The organism is Enterococcus sp. DIV0167 (genome assembly GCF_050541555.1).
In the GTDB taxonomy this organism is placed as follows: domain Bacteria; phylum Bacillota; class Bacilli; order Lactobacillales; family Enterococcaceae; genus Enterococcus; species Enterococcus faecalis.
On record NZ_CP172933.1, the window covers coordinates 1,092,915 to 1,109,133 of the forward strand.

A 16,219-nucleotide genomic window follows, 5' to 3' on the forward strand; every position below is an offset into this window, starting at 1 on the left:
GACAAAGCATTTCGATGATTTTTTTATTACAAAAGTTGGTATTGATGGTTTTTGAAGGTGGTTTGCAGCGATTAGCACTCTTGTGTGAAGAGTGCTAAAAAGTTGCGTATTTCCCTTGACAAAAAGGTAAGGACTTGTTATATTAGTATATGTAGTTAGCACTTAGATGTTAAGAGTGCTAATGAAGGGTGGTAATAACGATGATTACAGAAAGACAACAAAATATCTTGAGACTTATCATCCAAAATTACACGAACACGGGCTTACCTGTCGGTTCTAAGAAATTGATGGAGGATGGCATTGCCTCTAGTTCTGCCACAATTCGTAATGATATGAAAGCATTAGAAGAATACGGCTTATTAGCTAAGACCCATTCTTCTTCAGGGCGAATCCCCTCAATGGCTGGTTATCGTTACTACGTGGATCATCTTTTACAACCAACACAAGTAGAAGAGGACGAACTTAGAAGGATCCGTCAATCTTTTGGAAAAGAATTTCATGAGATTAATGATATTATTCGACAATCAGCTGAAATTCTATCAGAATTGACAAGTTATACTGCTTTTTCATTAGGACCTGAAGTGAAAGAACGGAAATTAACCGGCTTTCGAATGGTTCCTTTGAATGATCGGCAAGTCCTTGCTATTATAGTGACAGATAAAGGCAATGTTGAAAACCAAGTATTTGCCATTCCTGCCGCTGTTTCTAGCCAAGATCTTGAAAAAATGACACAAATCATCAATGATAAGTTGGTTGGACAACCTTTGTTGACCGTTTATCATCGTTTGCGGACGGAGATTCCGATGATTTTACATCGCTATTTCCAAACGCCAGAAGGAATGATGAACTTATTCGATGAGATGTTAGGACATGCCTTTGAAGAAAAAGTCTTTGTCGGTGGTCGCATGAATTTGTTAGATTTTGGCATCAAACAAGATATTGAACAATTGAAATCTGTCTATTCCTTTATGCAAAATTCTGATGAGCTGACGCATTTATTAAATGGTTCTGCAACAACAGAAAATCCAATTGTTTTTCGTATCGGCTCAGAAATTGGCAACAATCTCTTAGAAGATATGAGCATGATCACTGCTACGTATGAAGTATCAGGACATGGCAAAGGAACAATTGCCCTGCTAGGACCAACCAGTATGCCGTATTCAAAAATATTCGGTTTGGTAGACACGTTTCGACATGAGCTAGCTTCACAACTAGGTGACTATTACCGTTTTTTAGGTAATTAAGCAAACCTTGTTAGGATAAGAAGTAGATGCATAAAGAGAAAGGAAGTTGCTGAAGTGAGTAAAAAAGAAGAGAAGCAAGAAGAATTACAAGAAGAAATGGAAGCTGTTGATGCTGCTGGCGTTTCTGAAGTAGAAGTTGAAGCAACAGAGATTGAAAATCTTAAAGCAGAGCTTTCCGAAATGGAAGACAAGTTCTTGCGGGCAAGAGCCGAAATTGCTAATATGAGCAATCGAAATAAAAACGAACGAGAATTATTAGTTCGTTACCGCTCACAAGATTTAGGTAAAAAGATTTTACCATCTATTGATAATTTAGAACGAGCAATGGCTATTGAAGTATCAGATGAACAAGGCGAAAGCTTGAAAAAAGGTATTTCGATGGTGCTAGAAAGTATTACTGTGGCTTTAAAAGAAGAAGGAATTGAAGAAATCCCAGCAATGGGTGAAACCTTTGATCCAAATTTACATCAAGCCGTTCAAACAGTCCCTGCTTCTGAAGAAACCCCAGCAGATACCATTGTTGAAGTTCTACAAAAAGGGTACAAATTACAAGATCGTGTGTTACGACCATCCATGGTCATTGTTGCACAATAACAAACGTTAATTAAAAATATATTATTATAGAAAACTAATACAGATTGGAGATATTCACTATGAGTAAAATTATTGGTATTGACTTAGGAACAACAAACTCAGCTGTCGCAGTACTAGAAGGCGGCGAAGCAAAAATTATTGCAAACCCAGAAGGTAACCGCACAACTCCTTCGGTCGTTTCATTCAAAAACGGCGAAATTCAAGTGGGCGAAGTAGCAAAACGTCAAGCTGTTACAAATCCTAACACGATTTCATCTATTAAACGTCACATGGGTGAAGCTGGCTACAAAGTTGATGTTGAAGGAAAATCATATACACCACAAGAAGTTTCTGCAATGATCTTACAATATTTAAAAGGTTTTGCTGAAGACTATTTAGGTGAAAAAGTTGAAAAAGCAGTTATTACAGTTCCTGCATATTTCAACGATGCGCAACGTCAAGCAACAAAAGATGCTGGTAAAATTGCTGGTTTAGAAGTAGAACGGATCGTTAACGAACCAACAGCAGCAGCTTTAGCTTATGGTTTAGATAAAACAGACAAAGATGAAAAAATTCTTGTCTTTGACCTTGGTGGTGGTACATTCGACGTGTCAATCCTTGAATTAGGCGATGGCGTTTTCGATGTATTATCAACAGCCGGTGATAACAACCTAGGTGGGGATGACTTTGATAATAAGATCATTGACTACATGGTTGCAGAATTTAAAAAAGAAAATGGCATTGACTTAGCTAACGATAAAATGGCATTACAACGTTTGAAAGATGCTGCTGAAAAAGCGAAAAAAGACTTATCAGGTGTAACAAGCACACAAATCAGCTTGCCATTTATTACTGCTGGCGAAGCAGGACCATTGCACTTAGAAATGAACTTAACTCGTGCAAAATTTGATGAATTAACAAGTGATTTAGTTGAACGTACAAAAGTACCAGTACGTCAAGCCTTGAAAGATGCTGGATTAAATCCTTCTGAAATCGACGAAGTTATCCTAGTTGGTGGTTCAACACGTATTCCAGCTGTAGTTGAAGCTGTTCGCAAAGAAACAAACAAAGAACCAAACAAATCAGTTAACCCTGACGAAGTAGTAGCAATGGGTGCTGCAATCCAAGGTGGCGTAATCACTGGTGATGTTAAAGACGTTGTCTTATTAGACGTAACACCGTTGTCATTAGGGATTGAAACTATGGGTGGCGTATTTACAAAATTAATTGATCGTAACACTACGATTCCAACAAGTAAATCACAAGTCTTCTCAACTGCTGCTGACAATCAACCAGCTGTTGATATTCACGTTTTACAAGGTGAACGTCCAATGGCCGCTGATAATAAAACATTAGGTCGTTTCCAATTAACAGATATTCCTGCGGCTCCTCGTGGTGTGCCACAAATTGAAGTAAGCTTTGACATTGATAAAAACGGGATTGTAAATGTTCGTGCGAAAGACTTAGGCACTCAAAAAGAACAAACAATCACGATTAAATCTTCTTCAGGTTTATCTGATGATGAAATCGAACGTATGGTGAAAGATGCTGAAGCAAACGCTGAAGCAGATAAACAACGTAAAGAAGAAGTTGACTTACGTAACGATGCAGATGCTTTATTATTCACTGTTGATAAAACATTGAAAGAATTAGAAGGCAAAGTAGACGCTGAAGAAGTGAAAAAAGCAGAAGATGCGCGTGATGAATTAAAAGCAGCCATCGAAGCAAACGATATCGAACAAATGAAAGCAAAACGTGATTCATTGAATGAAATCGTCCAAAACTTAACAGTAAAACTTTACGAACAAGCTGCGCAACAACAAGCACAAGAAAATCCTGAAGCTGCCCAAGGTGGCGCTGATGATGTTGTTGATGCTGATTTTGAAGAAGTAAATGGTGATGACAAATAATCAATAACAATTGATTTTAGGGACTGGATCATTAGTACAATGACTAATGTCCCAGTCCCTTGTCTTTTGTGAGAAAATCAACCACAATCAAGTTAGCAAGAAACTATTTAGGTTTTGAAAGAACTGTGGTATGATTACAACGATGTTAAACAAGCTGAAAATACCTATTCACAGCTAGTAACACTGATTCAAGGTGTGACAGATAATCCAACCAGAGAGACCGAAAGCAATCGATGAATTTGGCTGGTTCTAAACACATTGTAAAGTTTGAAGAAAGTTGGAGGGAAGTCAATGGCGACGAAACGAGATTATTATGAAGTGCTAGGATTAGCAAAAGGTGCTTCAGATGATGAAATTAAAAAAGCATACCGCAAACTTTCCAAAAAGTACCATCCAGATATTAACAAAGAAGCCGATGCGGAAGAAAAATTTAAAGAAGTTTCTGAAGCGTATGAAGTATTAAGTGATCCACAGAAAAAAGCGGCCTATGACCAATATGGCCATGCAGGAACTGATCCTAATTACGGTGGCGGCGCTGGTGGCTTTGGCGGTTTCGGTGGCGGCGGATTTAGCAGTAGTGGTTTTGGTGGATTCGAAGATATTTTCGATTCATTCTTTGGCGGCGGTGGCCGTTCTGTTGATCCAAATGCACCAAGACAAGGCGCCGATTTACAATATACAATTCAATTGAAATTTGAAGAAGCTATTTTCGGTGTCGAAAAAGAGATTAAGTACAATCGAGAAGATACTTGTGCAACCTGTGGCGGTAATGGCGCCAAACCAGGCACACACCCAGAAACTTGTCATAAATGTCATGGCTCTGGAACAATCAATGTTGAACGTCAAACGCCATTAGGTCGTATGATGAGTCGTCAAACTTGTGATGTGTGTCATGGCACAGGGAAAGAAATTAAAGAACCATGTCCAACTTGTCATGGCACAGGTCATGAGAAAAAAGCACATACTGTCAAAGTAAATGTGCCTGCTGGAGTAGAAGACGGCCAACAAATGCGCTTAGCTAACCAAGGAGAAGCGGGTACCAATGGTGGACCATATGGTGATTTATATGTAGTCTTTCGTGTTGAAGATAGTGATATTTTCGATCGAGATGGCGCAGAAATCTACTATGATTTACCAGTAAGTTTCGTCCAAGCGGCTCTAGGGGACGAAGTAACTGTCCCAACTGTTCATGGTGACGTGAAATTAAAAATTCCGGCTGGAACACAAACTGGCACAAACTTCCGCTTAAGAGGCAAAGGTGCGCCACGTTTACGTGGTGGGGGCAATGGTGATCAACACGTGAAAGTGAAATTAATAACACCAAAAAATCTTAATGAAGAACAAAAGGATGCCCTACGAGCTTTTGCAAAAGCTGGCGGACAAAATGTAACTGAACAACAAGAAGAAGGCTTCTTTGATAAAATGAAAGATGCGTTTGGCGGTAAGAAGAAAAAATAAAACAAACGAGTCAGAGACAAAAGCAGTTAGCTCCAAGTGTTCATCACTCTCGAAGGCTAAATTGCAACGAGTAATTGTAGGTGCTGCTTTTGTTCAACTGATTATTTTAAGATTTAGAGAGTGGGACATAAGTCGTTTTGACTTATGTCCTATTTTCTTTTTTTACTTCCAAACATTTTACGAGAATATTTTAAAATTTAGCGTATACTTAATATAAGCAAGTTAGGAGGGCTTATTTATGAAACCATATGTTTATGTAATCAGTGATATTCATGGACAAGCAGATTTGTTTGATGCCTTACTCACAGACTATGACCCAGTCGAGCATCAGCTAGTTTTAATTGGTGATTTAAACGACCGTGGTCCGGATTCTAAAGCCTGTTTTCTCAAAGGAAAAGAACTTGTCGAGCAACACGGCGCTGTTTATTTACGAGGCAATCATGAAGAATATTTTTTGCAGTTTCTTCAAAATCCAGAGGACTGGTTTGCAGGATATGTTCGCAATGGTGGCAAGGAAACAATTGAAAGTCTCTTGCATCCAGGAGCTACTGCAGAATACTCACCAACAGAAATGGCCTTAATGATCCGTAGTCGCTATCCAGAGTTAATTGATTTTTTAACAAAACGACCACTTTATTTTGAATGGCAGCATTACTTATTTGTGCATGCTGGGGTTGATTTAACGATGGAAGATTGGCGGCAAACAGCACCTAAGGATTTTTTGTGGATTCGCGAACCCTTTCATCAAGGGAAAAATAATACAGGCAAGACCATTGTTTTTGGTCATACCATTACCCCGATGTTACATGGTGATATGCAGACCACGGACCTTTGGCAAAGTGATGGAAAAATCGGGATAGATGGTGGTGCTATTTTTGGCGGCTCTGTGCATGGTGTGATTTTTAATGAAAAAGGCATTGTCCAAGATATCGAATATCAAAAACGCACCCCTGCGTGGCAACCAGAATTTTGATTCCTTAATCGCACGAATCAGTTACCTCACTTCTATATTTAGAAGCAAAAATATGCTAAAATAGATAAGTATGCATAAGAAAAGAGGTATCTAGTTAATGGCAGAAGCTTATAACGAAGAAGTAGTAGCGCTACTTCAAAAAGAATTGACAACGTATCGTTCAAAACAAATAACAACGGTTTTAACTTTATTAAATGAAGGAAATACAGTTCCTTTTATTGCCCGTTACCGGAAAGAAATGACTGGAAGTTTAGATGAAGTCCAAATCCGTGAAATAGAAGAACGTTATCATTATTTACAAAACTTGAAAAAGCGGAAAGAAGAAGTTCTCCGTTTAATTGAAGAGCAAGGAAAACTAACAAAAGAACTCAAAACAGATATTCAAAAAGCAGTAAAAATGCAACAAGTGGAAGATTTATATCGACCATATAAACAAAAACGTCGGACTAAAGCGACTATCGCGAAAGAAAAAGGGTTGGAACCATTAGCAGATTGGTTGCTCTCTTTACCTGGAAACGCGGATATCTTAGCCAAAGCGGCTACTTTTATTAATGAAGAAAAAGAAGTTGCAACCGCCGAGATAGCCTTGCAAGGTGCTCATGAAATTTTAGCAGAACGTATTAGCGATGAACCAAAATACCGAACATGGTTACGTGATTATATGGTTAAACATGCGCAATACGTTAGCGTAGTTAAGGACGAAGAAAAAGACGAAAAGCGGACCTATGAAATGTATTACGATTTTGCAGAACCAGTTAGCAAAATGGTGCCGCACCGTGTCTTAGCAACGAATCGTGGTGAAAAAGAAGACATTTTAAAGGTTTCCCTTGTCGCTGATGAAATAAAAATTAATGATTATTTCCAACGTCAACTAATCGGCAAGCAAGCAACAAGTTTAGCTGCTCCATACATTGAGGCTGCTTATTTAGATAGCTATAAACGATTCATTGGACCAGCGATTGAACGGGAGATTCGCAATGAATTAACAGAAAAAGCTGATGAACAAGCGATTGCAATTTTCGGTGAAAATTTACGTAATTTATTATTACAGTCACCACTTAAAGGAAAAGTTGTTCTAGGATTTGACCCGGCTTATCGGACAGGTTGTAAATTAGCAGTTGTCGATGAAACTGGTAAAGTTTTAGCAATTCAAGTGATTTATCCACATAAACCAGCGACTGCTGCGAAACGTGAAGCCGCTGGTCCAGCCTTTAAAAAGATCATTGAAGACTATCAAGTGGACATGGTAGCTATTGGAAACGGAACGGCAAGTCGTGAATCTGAATTGTTTGTGGCAGAGCAATTAAAAGCGGTGAAACGGGACGTCTTTTACGTGATTGTTAATGAAGCAGGGGCTTCCGTTTACTCTGCGAGTGAAGTGGCTCGTAAAGAGTTTCCTGATTTACAAGTCGAAGAACGAAGTGCGGTTAGCATTGCACGTCGTTTGCAAGATCCGTTGGCAGAATTAGTAAAAATTGATCCCAAAGCAGTCGGGGTCGGTCAATATCAGCATGACGTATCGCAAAAACGTCTTGCCGAGCAATTGGATTTTGTTGTGGAAACTGCAGTAAACCAAGTTGGTGTCGATGTGAATACAGCGAGTGCTCAACTTTTACAACATATTTCTGGCTTAAATAAAACAACGGCGCAAAACTTAGTCACTTATCGTGATGAAAATGGTGTCTTTACAGCACGAAACCAAGTCAAAAAAGTACCTCGTTTAGGACCAAAAGCATTTGAACAAGCAATTGGCTTTTTACGAATTCCTAATGGCAAAAATGTGTTAGATAACACTGGCATTCACCCAGAAAGTTATCCAGTAGCACAAGCAATTTTAGAAAAAGCAGAGATTGCTTCTAAAGAATTAGGGACAGCAGAAGCTATCGAAAAATTGAAACAGTTACCAGTGAATCAATTAGCTACTGAGTTAGAAGTTGGTTCAGAAACACTCACAGATATTATTGCTAGTTTAATCCAACCAGGTCGTGATATGCGCGATGAGATGTCCGCGCCACTTTTACGTAAAGACGTGTTGACAATGGAAGATTTGAAACCAGGAATGGAAATGCAAGGGACTGTTCGAAACGTAATTGACTTTGGTGCGTTTGTCGATATTGGTGTGAAGCAAGATGGCTTAGTCCACATTTCTAAGTTAAGTCCTAAATTTGTTAAGCACCCAACGGATGTTGTTGCGGTGGGTGATGTAGTCACAGTTTGGGTAGAAGATGTTGACTTGAAAAAGGGGCGTATTAGTTTAACCATGTTGCCTCGGGCTGATAGAAAAGAGTAACAATGAAAGAGTCTCAACCAGTCTTGATGACAGATCAAGCGCTTCAAACGCTAGTGGAAAAAATTTCAATCGTATTTTTTCAGAAACCTTTTCTGCATCAAGCTACATTTAATCGGCGGTTAAAAACTACGGGCGGTCGCTATCATTTAGCTTCGCATCACCTGGATTTTAATCCAACTGTCTTTTTAAAGTATGGACAAGAGGAACTGGAAAAAGTCATTAAGCATGAGTTATGTCACTATCATTTACATTTAGCTGGCAAAGGCTATCAGCATAAAGATAAGGACTTTAAAGAGTTATTGGCTAAGACTGGCGGTGCCCGTTATGCACCGCCTCTAGTAGAACGGAAAAAAGCAGTTTTCCATCAGTACCAATGTCAGTCTTGTGGAGAAGTCATCCTCAGAAAACGACGAATTGATACGACACGATATGTCTGCGGAAAATGTCATGGGCGTTTGTCCTGGCAAGCGAAAAAAGAACAAATCTAACAATTCTGGTCTTTGTTATCTTGACAAAGACCAGTAATTATTTTAGGATAAATAAGTGCTCTTAAAATGCAGATGTGTTGGAATTGGCAGACAAGCATGATTGAGGGTCATGTGGACAGATGTCCGTGTGGGTTCGAGTCCCATCATCTGCATCGACTAGTATAACAAGAGGTCGGGACAGAAGTGTTTAACTCCGAGAAATAAGAAGAAGTTGCTTCTGTTCCCGCCGTTTATCAGTTTTTGAGCGTGGAGCAAAAATCCAAAGTGATTTTTGTCCCACGCTCTTGTTTATGACTTTAGTCAGTTGAAATCTCTAAAGAGATTTCGACAAAAAAACCACGCGTACTGCGCGTGGAGGCCAGAGCTTTAGCGATAAAAACTCCTTTCGATATAATAGATAAAGGCTACCAACCGTTATCAAATCGAAAGGAGTTTTTGAATGTCGAACGACGATAAAAGTTTAGCACATACTCGTTGGAATTGTAAGTATCATCTTGTGTTTACACCAAAATATAGAAGAAAAGTAATCTATGGTCAATTAAGGCGAGATATAGGGAAAATACTAAGGAAATTGTGTGAGGTGAAAGAAGTCGAAATCATTGAAGCGCATGCAATGCCCAACCATATCCATATGTTGGTAAGAATTCCACCGAAGTTGAGTGTATCAGGTTTTATGGGTTTCTTAAAAGGAAGAAGTGCAGTAATCATTCATGAACGTCATGCGAATTTAAAATACAATTATGGAAATCGATCCTTTTGGTCAAAAGGCTATTATGTGAGCACTGTAGGACTGAACCAAAAATATATACGAGAACAAGAAGCAGAAGATCGAGTAAGGGATAGTATAAACAAAAGAGAGTATAAAGATCCATTTAGGAAGTAACAGCTAGATAAGAATAGAAAGGTAGCGGTTGGCGGTCTCTAAAAAGCTCCCTTAAAGGGAGCAGCAGGTAGCGAGCCCTTCTAGGGCTATTAAAAAGCCACCCGCTATGCGGGTGGATATTTACTTATTACGGAAAAACCATCAATTTTTTATTAAATTCTGATATTTATTATTGCTTTTTCATTATAGTTGGCGTAACTTTAGAGTATAAATTTGTGAAGCGAGGGAGTCCGTGTGAGAAATTTTAAAAAATCCGATAAATTAAATAACGTAAGTTACGATGTCCGTGGTCCTGTTTTAGAAGAAGCAGAACGCATGCAAGAAGAGGGCATACGTATTTTGAAATTAAATACAGGGAATCCAGCGCCATTTGGTTTTGATGCCCCAAATGAAATTGTGCGCGACATGATTGTGAATGTTCGCGATTCAGAAGGTTATTCCGATTCAAAAGGTATTTTTTCTGCAAGAAAAGCGATTGAACAATATTGCCAATTAAAAAAATTTCCTAATGTAACGATTAATGATATTTACACTGGTAATGGCGTGAGTGAACTAATTACCATGTGTATGCAAGGCTTGTTAAATAACGGCGATGAAGTACTTGTGCCAATGCCAGACTATCCTTTATGGACTGCTTCTGTTTCTTTGGCGGGCGGTACACCCGTTCATTATATTTGTGATGAGCAAGCAGAATGGTATCCAGACATTGATGATATAAAATCAAAAATAACTTCGAATACAAAAGCAATCGTTATTATAAATCCAAATAATCCGACTGGTGCTTTATATCCGAAAGAGTTATTACTAGAAATTGTCGAAGTGGCACGTCAAAATGATTTAATTATTTACTCTGATGAAATTTATGATCGCTTGGTCATGGACGGTTTGGTTCATGTACCGATTGCTACATTAGCACCTGATTTATTTGTCGTAACATTGAATGGTTTGTCAAAATCACATCGAGTGGCAGGCTTTCGATGCGGTTGGATGGTGTTAAGTGGAGATAAATCACGAGTAAAAGGGTATATCGAAGGGCTAAATATGCTTGCTTCCATGCGGTTATGTTCGAATGTGTTGTCACAACAAATCATTCAAACCGCATTAGGCGGCTATCAAAGTGTCGATGATTTACTTTTACCAGGTGGCAGAATTTACGAACAACGAGAATTTATTTACAATGCGATAAATGATATTCCTGGTTTATCAGCCGTGAAGCCTAAAGCAGCTTTCTATATTTTCCCGAAAATTGATACGGCCAAATTTGACATTTATGATGATGAAAAATTTGTTTTAGATTTCTTACACAAACATCATATTTTATTAGTCCATGGTGGTGGGTTCAACTGGCAACAACCCGATCACTTCCGTATTGTTTATTTACCGAAGATGGAAGACTTAAAAACTACAGCAGATAAAATGCGTGAATTTTTAAGTACCTACAAACAAAAATAAAAGAACTACCAAAAAATAGCCTCTAACGAAGCTATTTTTTGGTAGTTCTTGTTTTATCAACAATACTATTCTGCGGTTTCACATGCTTTTTTACTAATAATCATTCGGTTGGTGTATTTTTCTTCCATATCAGGACTAGGATTTGCTACTACGATGAGATAAGAATTTTCATACTCCTTCTCCACAAAGCCTGAATAATTTGTTTTTTCCCAAATGAAGTGAACCTTTTTCTCTTCGGCCATACAATAACACTCCTTTTTAATAAAAATGAACCTATTTATTTTCTAAGAAAACCTTAGATAATGTTCTTGCAGTATATTATGCAATAAAGTACAATAAAAGCATAATGCGAATTCGCATATTTTGACAAAATCCCCATTTTGCAAGGAAAATGGCCGATATAAATAGGAGCTATTGTGATGAATTCTTTAGGTGCAGTTATTAAAGAAATTAGAAAAAATAGAAAATTGACACAGAAAATGTTATCAGAAGACATCTGTTCGCAAAGTGTTTTAAGTCGCATTGAAAACAATGAAGAGTTGCCAAACGTTCTCGTAATGCAACAACTTTGTGATCGTTTAGGTGTGACTGTTGACCAGATTATGCGTTATAAATCTGGTGATGTGCACGTTGTTACGTATTCATTTGAAAAAATGGCTGAATATTTTCGCCATAAAAAATATCAATTATTATTAAATTATTTAAAGGAAAATCGTATTGAAGAACAATTGTATTTAGATACGGACTGGCAAAAATATTATTATTATTTAGGTAGTTGTGAATTGTTTGTTCTAAATGATTATGAAAAAGCTATTGCTAGCTTGCGTAAAGGGTTATCTTTCACCTATAAAGCCGATAAGTTAAATGTTTCTGATTTAGAGATTCAATTAATTAGTTGTCTAGGTGCTACTTATGGTTACATGGGCAATCGAGTAGAAGCAGAACGATTTTTAAGTTTGAGTATTCATTATTTTAATCAATTGCCAAATGAACGCAGTAATGCAGAGTTAACGAAAATATTTTTTAATTATGCTGATTTCTTATTCAAAAATTATACAGAAAAAGATGCCGAAATTTATGTGGATCAAGGAATTACTTGGGCCCGCAAAAAAAATAGTTATTATTATTTAAGTGAATTATTAAATCTAAAATATTTAGTTTTAATGAGAAAGAATAAACATGAAGAAGCAGAACGTTATCTGAACTTAGCACAACAAATGAAAAATGTGGAAAGTGGCAATCTTTAAAAAATCCTCAGAATTGCTTAAAAGGTCTACACCATTTCTTGACTTTTGTACTGATTAAGAGTACTTTTGAAGTAAGTAAAATAAAGAAAGAAGGATGAAGATGAAAACATTTATCTTTGCAGACAAGTTCTTTTTAAAAAGCGATGTTAAAGGACCTGGTTATTTAGAAATCACGGATGGTATCTTTGGTAATTATACAAAAGATGAACCGCAAGGGGACGTAAAAATTATTCGTGAGGAAGGCAAATGGATTGCCCCAGGTTTAGTGGATACTCATATTCATGGTTACATGAATCATGACGTAATGGATAACGATGCAGAAGGCATTAAAGTGATGTCTGAAGGCTTATTATCTTGTGGTGTAACTTCATTTTTACCAACAACGTTAACTTCAAGTAAAGAACGTTTAACAGACGTTGCACGTACGATTGGTCAAGTCTACCAAGAAGTACCTGGTGCAAAAATTCAAGGGATTTACTTTGAAGGACCTTTCTTTACTGAAGAACATAAAGGCGCACAAAATCCAAGTTATTTTGGAGATCCAGACCTTGATACATTCCACGAATGGCAAGAAGCTTCAGGCGGAATTATTAAGAAAATTGCGTTGGCACCAGAACGTAATGGTGTGAAAGAATTTGTTGAAACCGTTACAGATGAAGGTGTCGTTGTTGCTTTAGGCCATAGTAATGCGACCTTAGAAGAAGCTGATGTGGCAGTTGAAGCAGGCGCTAGCGTTTTTGTTCATGCATATAATGGGATGCGTGGCTTAAATCACCGTGAACCAGGGATGGTTGGTGCATTGTTAACGTTACAACACGTTTTCTCTGAATTAATTTGTGATGGACACCATGTACATCCGCAAGCGGCTGAAGTATTGATGGAAAAAGCGGGCCATGATCACGTTGCGTTAATTACAGACTGCATGATGGCTGGCGGTATGCCAGATGGCAACTACAATTTAGGTGAATTTCCTGTTGTGGTAGCAGAAGGAACGGCTCGTTTGGATACTGGGAACTTAGCAGGTAGTATTTTAAAACTAAAAGAAGCAATTAAAAATGTAGTTGATTGGGGTATTGCAACACCAGCACAAGCAATTATGATGGCTTCATTAGTTCCTGCGATCAGCTGTAAAATTGATGATCAATGCGGCATGATTGCAAATGGTCGCGATGCTGACTTTATCGTATTAGAACCAACCATGGAATTAGCAGCCACTTATTTAGATGGCGTTGAACGTTATCGAGCATAAGACACAAAAAAAAGCTTGCGGAAATTTGGAACTGACCTAAGATTGTGAGACAGGAATAAAAAAGCATTTTCCTAGACTGCTGATTTCCGATAGTCTATCGGCGATTGGTAGTCTAGTTTTTGTTGAATTCGACTTTCATTATAATAAGTAATGTATTTTTTTACAATTTCTATTACAATAGATGTAGGTTCACTTGTGAGCCCATCTAAGTAGAACGTTTCAGACTTTAGTGAGGCATGAAACGATTCGATGCAGGCATTATCTGAAGGTGTCCCTTTGCGGGACATACTCATGGTAATGCCTTTTGCTTTTATTTGATTCTGGTAGTCAAAAGAAGTATAAACAGAGCCCTGATCACTATGCAATAGACAATCCGTTGTTTGGGGCAATTGATCAAGTGTATCCAGAACAAAAGCCGTATCTTGCTTATCACCGATGGTATAGGCAATAATTTCACCATTGTATAAATCCATAATTGAAGACAAATACAATTGCTTTTGACCAAAAGGCAGATAAGTAATATCTGTTACCAATTTCTTTAAAGGAGCGTCTGAAGAAAATTGTCTATTTAGCTTGTTCTCGACAACCGTGTAAGGTTGTCCCACTTTACTGCGTTTCTTCATTTTCACGCGACAATTCCAATGATATTTCTGCATAATCTTTTGTACGGTGTTTTTGTTTACTTTGTATTCCTGATTAATCAACGCAGTAATCTTTCGATAGCCATATCGAAACTTATGCTGGAAGCAAAGTCGACGAACGGCTTCTTCAAGAGGTGTTAACTTTCCTAAGTCTTTTCGATGAGTCCAACGATAATAAGTAGCTCGCGAAACGCCGAAAAGTTGACACAATGCAGTAATGGTTATTTTTCCTTTCATTTTTTTAACTAATTCTACAAATATTTCTGGCTCCACGTCCTTTCCAATTCTTTGTACTTTTTTAGCACCTCAATATGCATTTTTAAATAGTTATTTTCATTTCTAAGCTGTTGTTCATTTGATAGAATTTCTGGACCTTTTCCATAAGCATATTGTTTTCCAACGGGTTGAACCAGACGATGATTCTCGCCATTACGGTACCAACGCCACCATGTTTCAATTTGTGTTTTGTTTTTAATGCCTAATTCTGCCATAATCGTTTTTACAGGAATATTCTCTTTTTTCATCTGTATAGCCATTTCTTTGATGTGAATCGGATAAGACACTCGATTTCCCATTGAAAAAGCACCCCCTAGTTAAATTCATTTTAACGTGAATTCAACAAGAGGTGCTTTTTTATTTTGTCTCAGTTTATTGGGTCAGTTCCATTTATCCGCAAGCTTTTTTTATAATTCTTTTGGTAAAATCGCAGAAGTGATTTCTTTGTTCTCGTAGGCAATAAAAAAATCGATTAATTGCTTGTCAAATTGCTCAATATCCTCTTTGTAAAGGGAGCTAGGAATCACAAAGGTTTGCTCTAGAGTGCCTGCTAGATAATCGCCATCTAAACTTTGGGCGACAACTAAAAATTCTTGTTCGCGCCAATGTTCCACATCTGTTTCAGAAATGGTTTCTGGAGAGGCTAAAAATTTACAATTTTCGACAAACTGTTCATCAATTTCTTCACTGAAGGTTAATTCAGCATCCTCTTCTTGAGGTTGAGAGAGGATTGCTTGCAAAAATGTTTGTGGTTTTGCATCGGGTAATGTTTCTTTTAGCTGTTCAAAATCCAATGAAAGTTCCTCCTTATTGTTTGTTTAAAATAGTTACTGAAAAATCAATGGGTGAATTTGTTTTAAGGCTTTTGGCTTCTAAGATGATTTTTTCAGCCAACAAATCGTTTCCGTTATATACAGGTGTCACGCGATAGCGAACGGTTTCGCCGCGATCAAGAGCTGCCCGAATCTGATTTTCATATTTCGTCATATAAGGAGTGTTGACAGGATTCTGATACAAGGTGGTTAAGTTACGTGGATCATCACCACTGCCTCCCATTTGACGGCCGATTAGGTGGCCACGCGAATGATTAGCTTTTCCTGAAATGAAACCAGCTGGTCGAATATCTTTATTAGCGGAAGTTCCTGTATTGACCATGGCGGGTTTTAATAGCGCATCAGCGCCTGTCGCTCGTTTTAGACGATCTAGAGAATGATAAGTAATCCAGCCGTTTGAGCTATCCTTTAATTCCTCTGCTGAAAATGTGGCTTTACCATTTTCAATGGGTCCAGGATTATCTCCTTTTGGTGCTGGTGTGCTTGAAGGGGTGGTTGTTTGTGGTTGAACATTAAATAAATCTTGTAAAGCATCAGGAACTTTAACGCCAACCGCGCCTAAAATTAAAATGATTAATGCGCCAATCAGCATGATGGTTGAATTAAATGGTGGTTTCTTCTTTCTGTTTGCCATAACGTGCTCCTCTAATTTTATACTTGCAATAGTCCAAATTTAAGTGGACCATCTTTTCTATTATACGT

At 37.8% G+C, this 16,219-nt stretch carries 16 protein-coding genes and 1 tRNA gene; 13 read left to right on the forward strand and 4 right to left on the reverse strand.

The window, feature by feature from the left end:
- Nucleotides 1-200: 200 nt before the first annotated feature.
- The 11 genes from hrcA to IGM09_RS05455 all read left to right on the forward strand — a co-directional run bounded on the left by hrcA (nucleotide 201) and on the right by IGM09_RS05455 (nucleotide 11,271).
- Nucleotides 201-1,244, forward strand: coding sequence for a heat-inducible transcriptional repressor HrcA (hrcA, locus tag IGM09_RS05405; protein ID WP_033624937.1), 1,044 nt, complete (start codon nucleotides 201-203; stop codon nucleotides 1,242-1,244).
- 54 nt (nucleotides 1,245-1,298) lie between these two features.
- Nucleotides 1,299-1,838: a nucleotide exchange factor GrpE gene (grpE, locus tag IGM09_RS05410; protein ID WP_002357827.1), complete on the forward strand. Its 540-nt coding sequence runs from the start codon at nucleotides 1,299-1,301 to the stop codon at nucleotides 1,836-1,838.
- A 59-nt stretch (nucleotides 1,839-1,897) separates the two neighbouring features.
- The gene (gene dnaK / locus IGM09_RS05415) at nucleotides 1,898-3,727 is read left to right on the forward strand and encodes a molecular chaperone DnaK (RefSeq protein WP_002357825.1); all 1,830 of its coding nucleotides are present in this window, start codon (nucleotides 1,898-1,900) and stop codon (nucleotides 3,725-3,727) included.
- 114 nt (nucleotides 3,728-3,841) lie between these two features.
- Nucleotides 3,842-3,964 (forward strand): hypothetical protein, encoded by a 123-nt coding sequence (locus tag IGM09_RS05420; protein ID WP_002357824.1) that lies wholly within the window; start codon nucleotides 3,842-3,844, stop codon nucleotides 3,962-3,964.
- 54 nt (nucleotides 3,965-4,018) lie between these two features.
- Nucleotides 4,019-5,185 (forward strand): molecular chaperone DnaJ, encoded by a 1,167-nt coding sequence (gene dnaJ, locus IGM09_RS05425; protein WP_002361704.1) that lies wholly within the window; start codon nucleotides 4,019-4,021, stop codon nucleotides 5,183-5,185.
- A gap of 238 nt (nucleotides 5,186-5,423) precedes the next feature.
- Nucleotides 5,424-6,158 carry a metallophosphoesterase family protein gene (locus IGM09_RS05430; RefSeq protein ID WP_002392539.1) on the forward strand — a complete coding sequence of 245 codons (735 nt, stop codon included), beginning with the start codon at nucleotides 5,424-5,426 and terminating at the stop codon, nucleotides 6,156-6,158.
- A 97-nt stretch (nucleotides 6,159-6,255) separates the two neighbouring features.
- The gene (locus tag IGM09_RS05435; RefSeq protein WP_033624938.1) at nucleotides 6,256-8,448 is read left to right on the forward strand and encodes a Tex family protein; all 2,193 of its coding nucleotides are present in this window, start codon (nucleotides 6,256-6,258) and stop codon (nucleotides 8,446-8,448) included.
- Nucleotides 8,449-8,474: 26 nt separating this feature from the next.
- Nucleotides 8,475-8,936 carry a SprT family protein gene (locus tag IGM09_RS05440; protein ID WP_002365561.1) on the forward strand — a complete coding sequence of 154 codons (462 nt, stop codon included), beginning with the start codon at nucleotides 8,475-8,477 and terminating at the stop codon, nucleotides 8,934-8,936.
- A 68-nt stretch (nucleotides 8,937-9,004) separates the two neighbouring features.
- Nucleotides 9,005-9,088, forward strand: a tRNA-Leu gene (locus tag IGM09_RS05445).
- Nucleotides 9,089-9,375: 287 nt separating this feature from the next.
- Nucleotides 9,376-9,819, forward strand: coding sequence for an IS200/IS605 family transposase (tnpA, locus tag IGM09_RS05450; protein ID WP_010713340.1), 444 nt, complete (start codon nucleotides 9,376-9,378; stop codon nucleotides 9,817-9,819).
- Nucleotides 9,820-10,053: 234 nt separating this feature from the next.
- A complete protein-coding gene (locus tag IGM09_RS05455; RefSeq protein WP_002357817.1) occupies nucleotides 10,054-11,271 on the forward strand; it encodes a pyridoxal phosphate-dependent aminotransferase in 1,218 nt (405 codons plus the stop codon).
- A 65-nt stretch (nucleotides 11,272-11,336) separates the two neighbouring features.
- Here IGM09_RS05455 and IGM09_RS05460 read toward each other — a convergent pair whose 3' ends face one another.
- Nucleotides 11,337-11,513 carry a hypothetical protein gene (locus IGM09_RS05460; protein ID WP_002357816.1) on the reverse strand — a complete coding sequence of 59 codons (177 nt, stop codon included), beginning with the start codon at nucleotides 11,511-11,513 and terminating at the stop codon, nucleotides 11,337-11,339.
- A 177-nt stretch (nucleotides 11,514-11,690) separates the two neighbouring features.
- On the opposite strand from IGM09_RS05460, the gene IGM09_RS05465 reads away from it, so the two are divergent.
- Together IGM09_RS05465 and nagA are read left to right on the forward strand one after the other, a co-directional pair.
- Nucleotides 11,691-12,518, forward strand: coding sequence for a helix-turn-helix domain-containing protein (locus IGM09_RS05465; protein WP_002381942.1), 828 nt, complete (start codon nucleotides 11,691-11,693; stop codon nucleotides 12,516-12,518).
- Between the two features lie 100 nt (nucleotides 12,519-12,618).
- The gene (gene nagA / locus IGM09_RS05470; protein ID WP_002357814.1) at nucleotides 12,619-13,767 is read left to right on the forward strand and encodes an N-acetylglucosamine-6-phosphate deacetylase; all 1,149 of its coding nucleotides are present in this window, start codon (nucleotides 12,619-12,621) and stop codon (nucleotides 13,765-13,767) included.
- A gap of 71 nt (nucleotides 13,768-13,838) precedes the next feature.
- Here nagA and IGM09_RS05475 read toward each other — a convergent pair.
- The 3 genes from IGM09_RS05475 to IGM09_RS05485 all read right to left on the reverse strand — a co-directional run bounded on the left by IGM09_RS05475 (nucleotide 13,839) and on the right by IGM09_RS05485 (nucleotide 16,151).
- A protein-coding gene (locus IGM09_RS05475; RefSeq protein ID WP_113826046.1) for an IS3 family transposase occupies nucleotides 13,839-14,983 on the reverse strand; the annotation gives its coding sequence in 2 pieces (ribosomal slippage) (nucleotides 13,839-14,710 and nucleotides 14,710-14,983; 1,146 coding nt in all).
- A 108-nt stretch (nucleotides 14,984-15,091) separates the two neighbouring features.
- Nucleotides 15,092-15,478, reverse strand: coding sequence for a hypothetical protein (locus IGM09_RS05480; protein ID WP_002357813.1), 387 nt, complete (start codon nucleotides 15,476-15,478; stop codon nucleotides 15,092-15,094).
- A gap of 13 nt (nucleotides 15,479-15,491) precedes the next feature.
- Nucleotides 15,492-16,151 carry a DNA/RNA non-specific endonuclease gene (locus IGM09_RS05485; RefSeq protein ID WP_002363828.1) on the reverse strand — a complete coding sequence of 220 codons (660 nt, stop codon included), beginning with the start codon at nucleotides 16,149-16,151 and terminating at the stop codon, nucleotides 15,492-15,494.
- Between the last annotated feature and the right edge of the window lie 68 nt (nucleotides 16,152-16,219).

Excerpts from the sequence above, each read along its gene's own strand:
- hrcA (WP_033624937.1), top strand. The coding sequence starts at position 201 with ATGATTACAGAAAGACAACAAAATATCTTGAGACTTATCATCCAAAAT.
- IGM09_RS05460 (WP_002357816.1), bottom strand. The coding sequence starts at position 11,513 with ATGGCCGAAGAGAAAAAGGTTCACTTCATTTGGGAAAAAACAAATTAT.
- dnaJ (WP_002361704.1), top strand. The coding sequence starts at position 4,019 with ATGGCGACGAAACGAGATTATTATGAAGTGCTAGGATTAGCAAAAGGT.
- IGM09_RS05440 (WP_002365561.1), top strand. The coding sequence starts at position 8,475 with ATGACAGATCAAGCGCTTCAAACGCTAGTGGAAAAAATTTCAATCGTA.
- tnpA (WP_010713340.1), top strand. The coding sequence starts at position 9,376 with ATGTCGAACGACGATAAAAGTTTAGCACATACTCGTTGGAATTGTAAG.
- IGM09_RS05485 (WP_002363828.1), bottom strand. The coding sequence starts at position 16,151 with ATGGCAAACAGAAAGAAGAAACCACCATTTAATTCAACCATCATGCTG.
- IGM09_RS05465 (WP_002381942.1), top strand. The coding sequence starts at position 11,691 with ATGAATTCTTTAGGTGCAGTTATTAAAGAAATTAGAAAAAATAGAAAA.
- nagA (WP_002357814.1), top strand. The coding sequence starts at position 12,619 with ATGAAAACATTTATCTTTGCAGACAAGTTCTTTTTAAAAAGCGATGTT.
- IGM09_RS05430 (WP_002392539.1), top strand. The coding sequence starts at position 5,424 with ATGAAACCATATGTTTATGTAATCAGTGATATTCATGGACAAGCAGAT.
- dnaK (WP_002357825.1), top strand. The coding sequence starts at position 1,898 with ATGAGTAAAATTATTGGTATTGACTTAGGAACAACAAACTCAGCTGTC.
- IGM09_RS05435 (WP_033624938.1), top strand. The coding sequence starts at position 6,256 with ATGGCAGAAGCTTATAACGAAGAAGTAGTAGCGCTACTTCAAAAAGAA.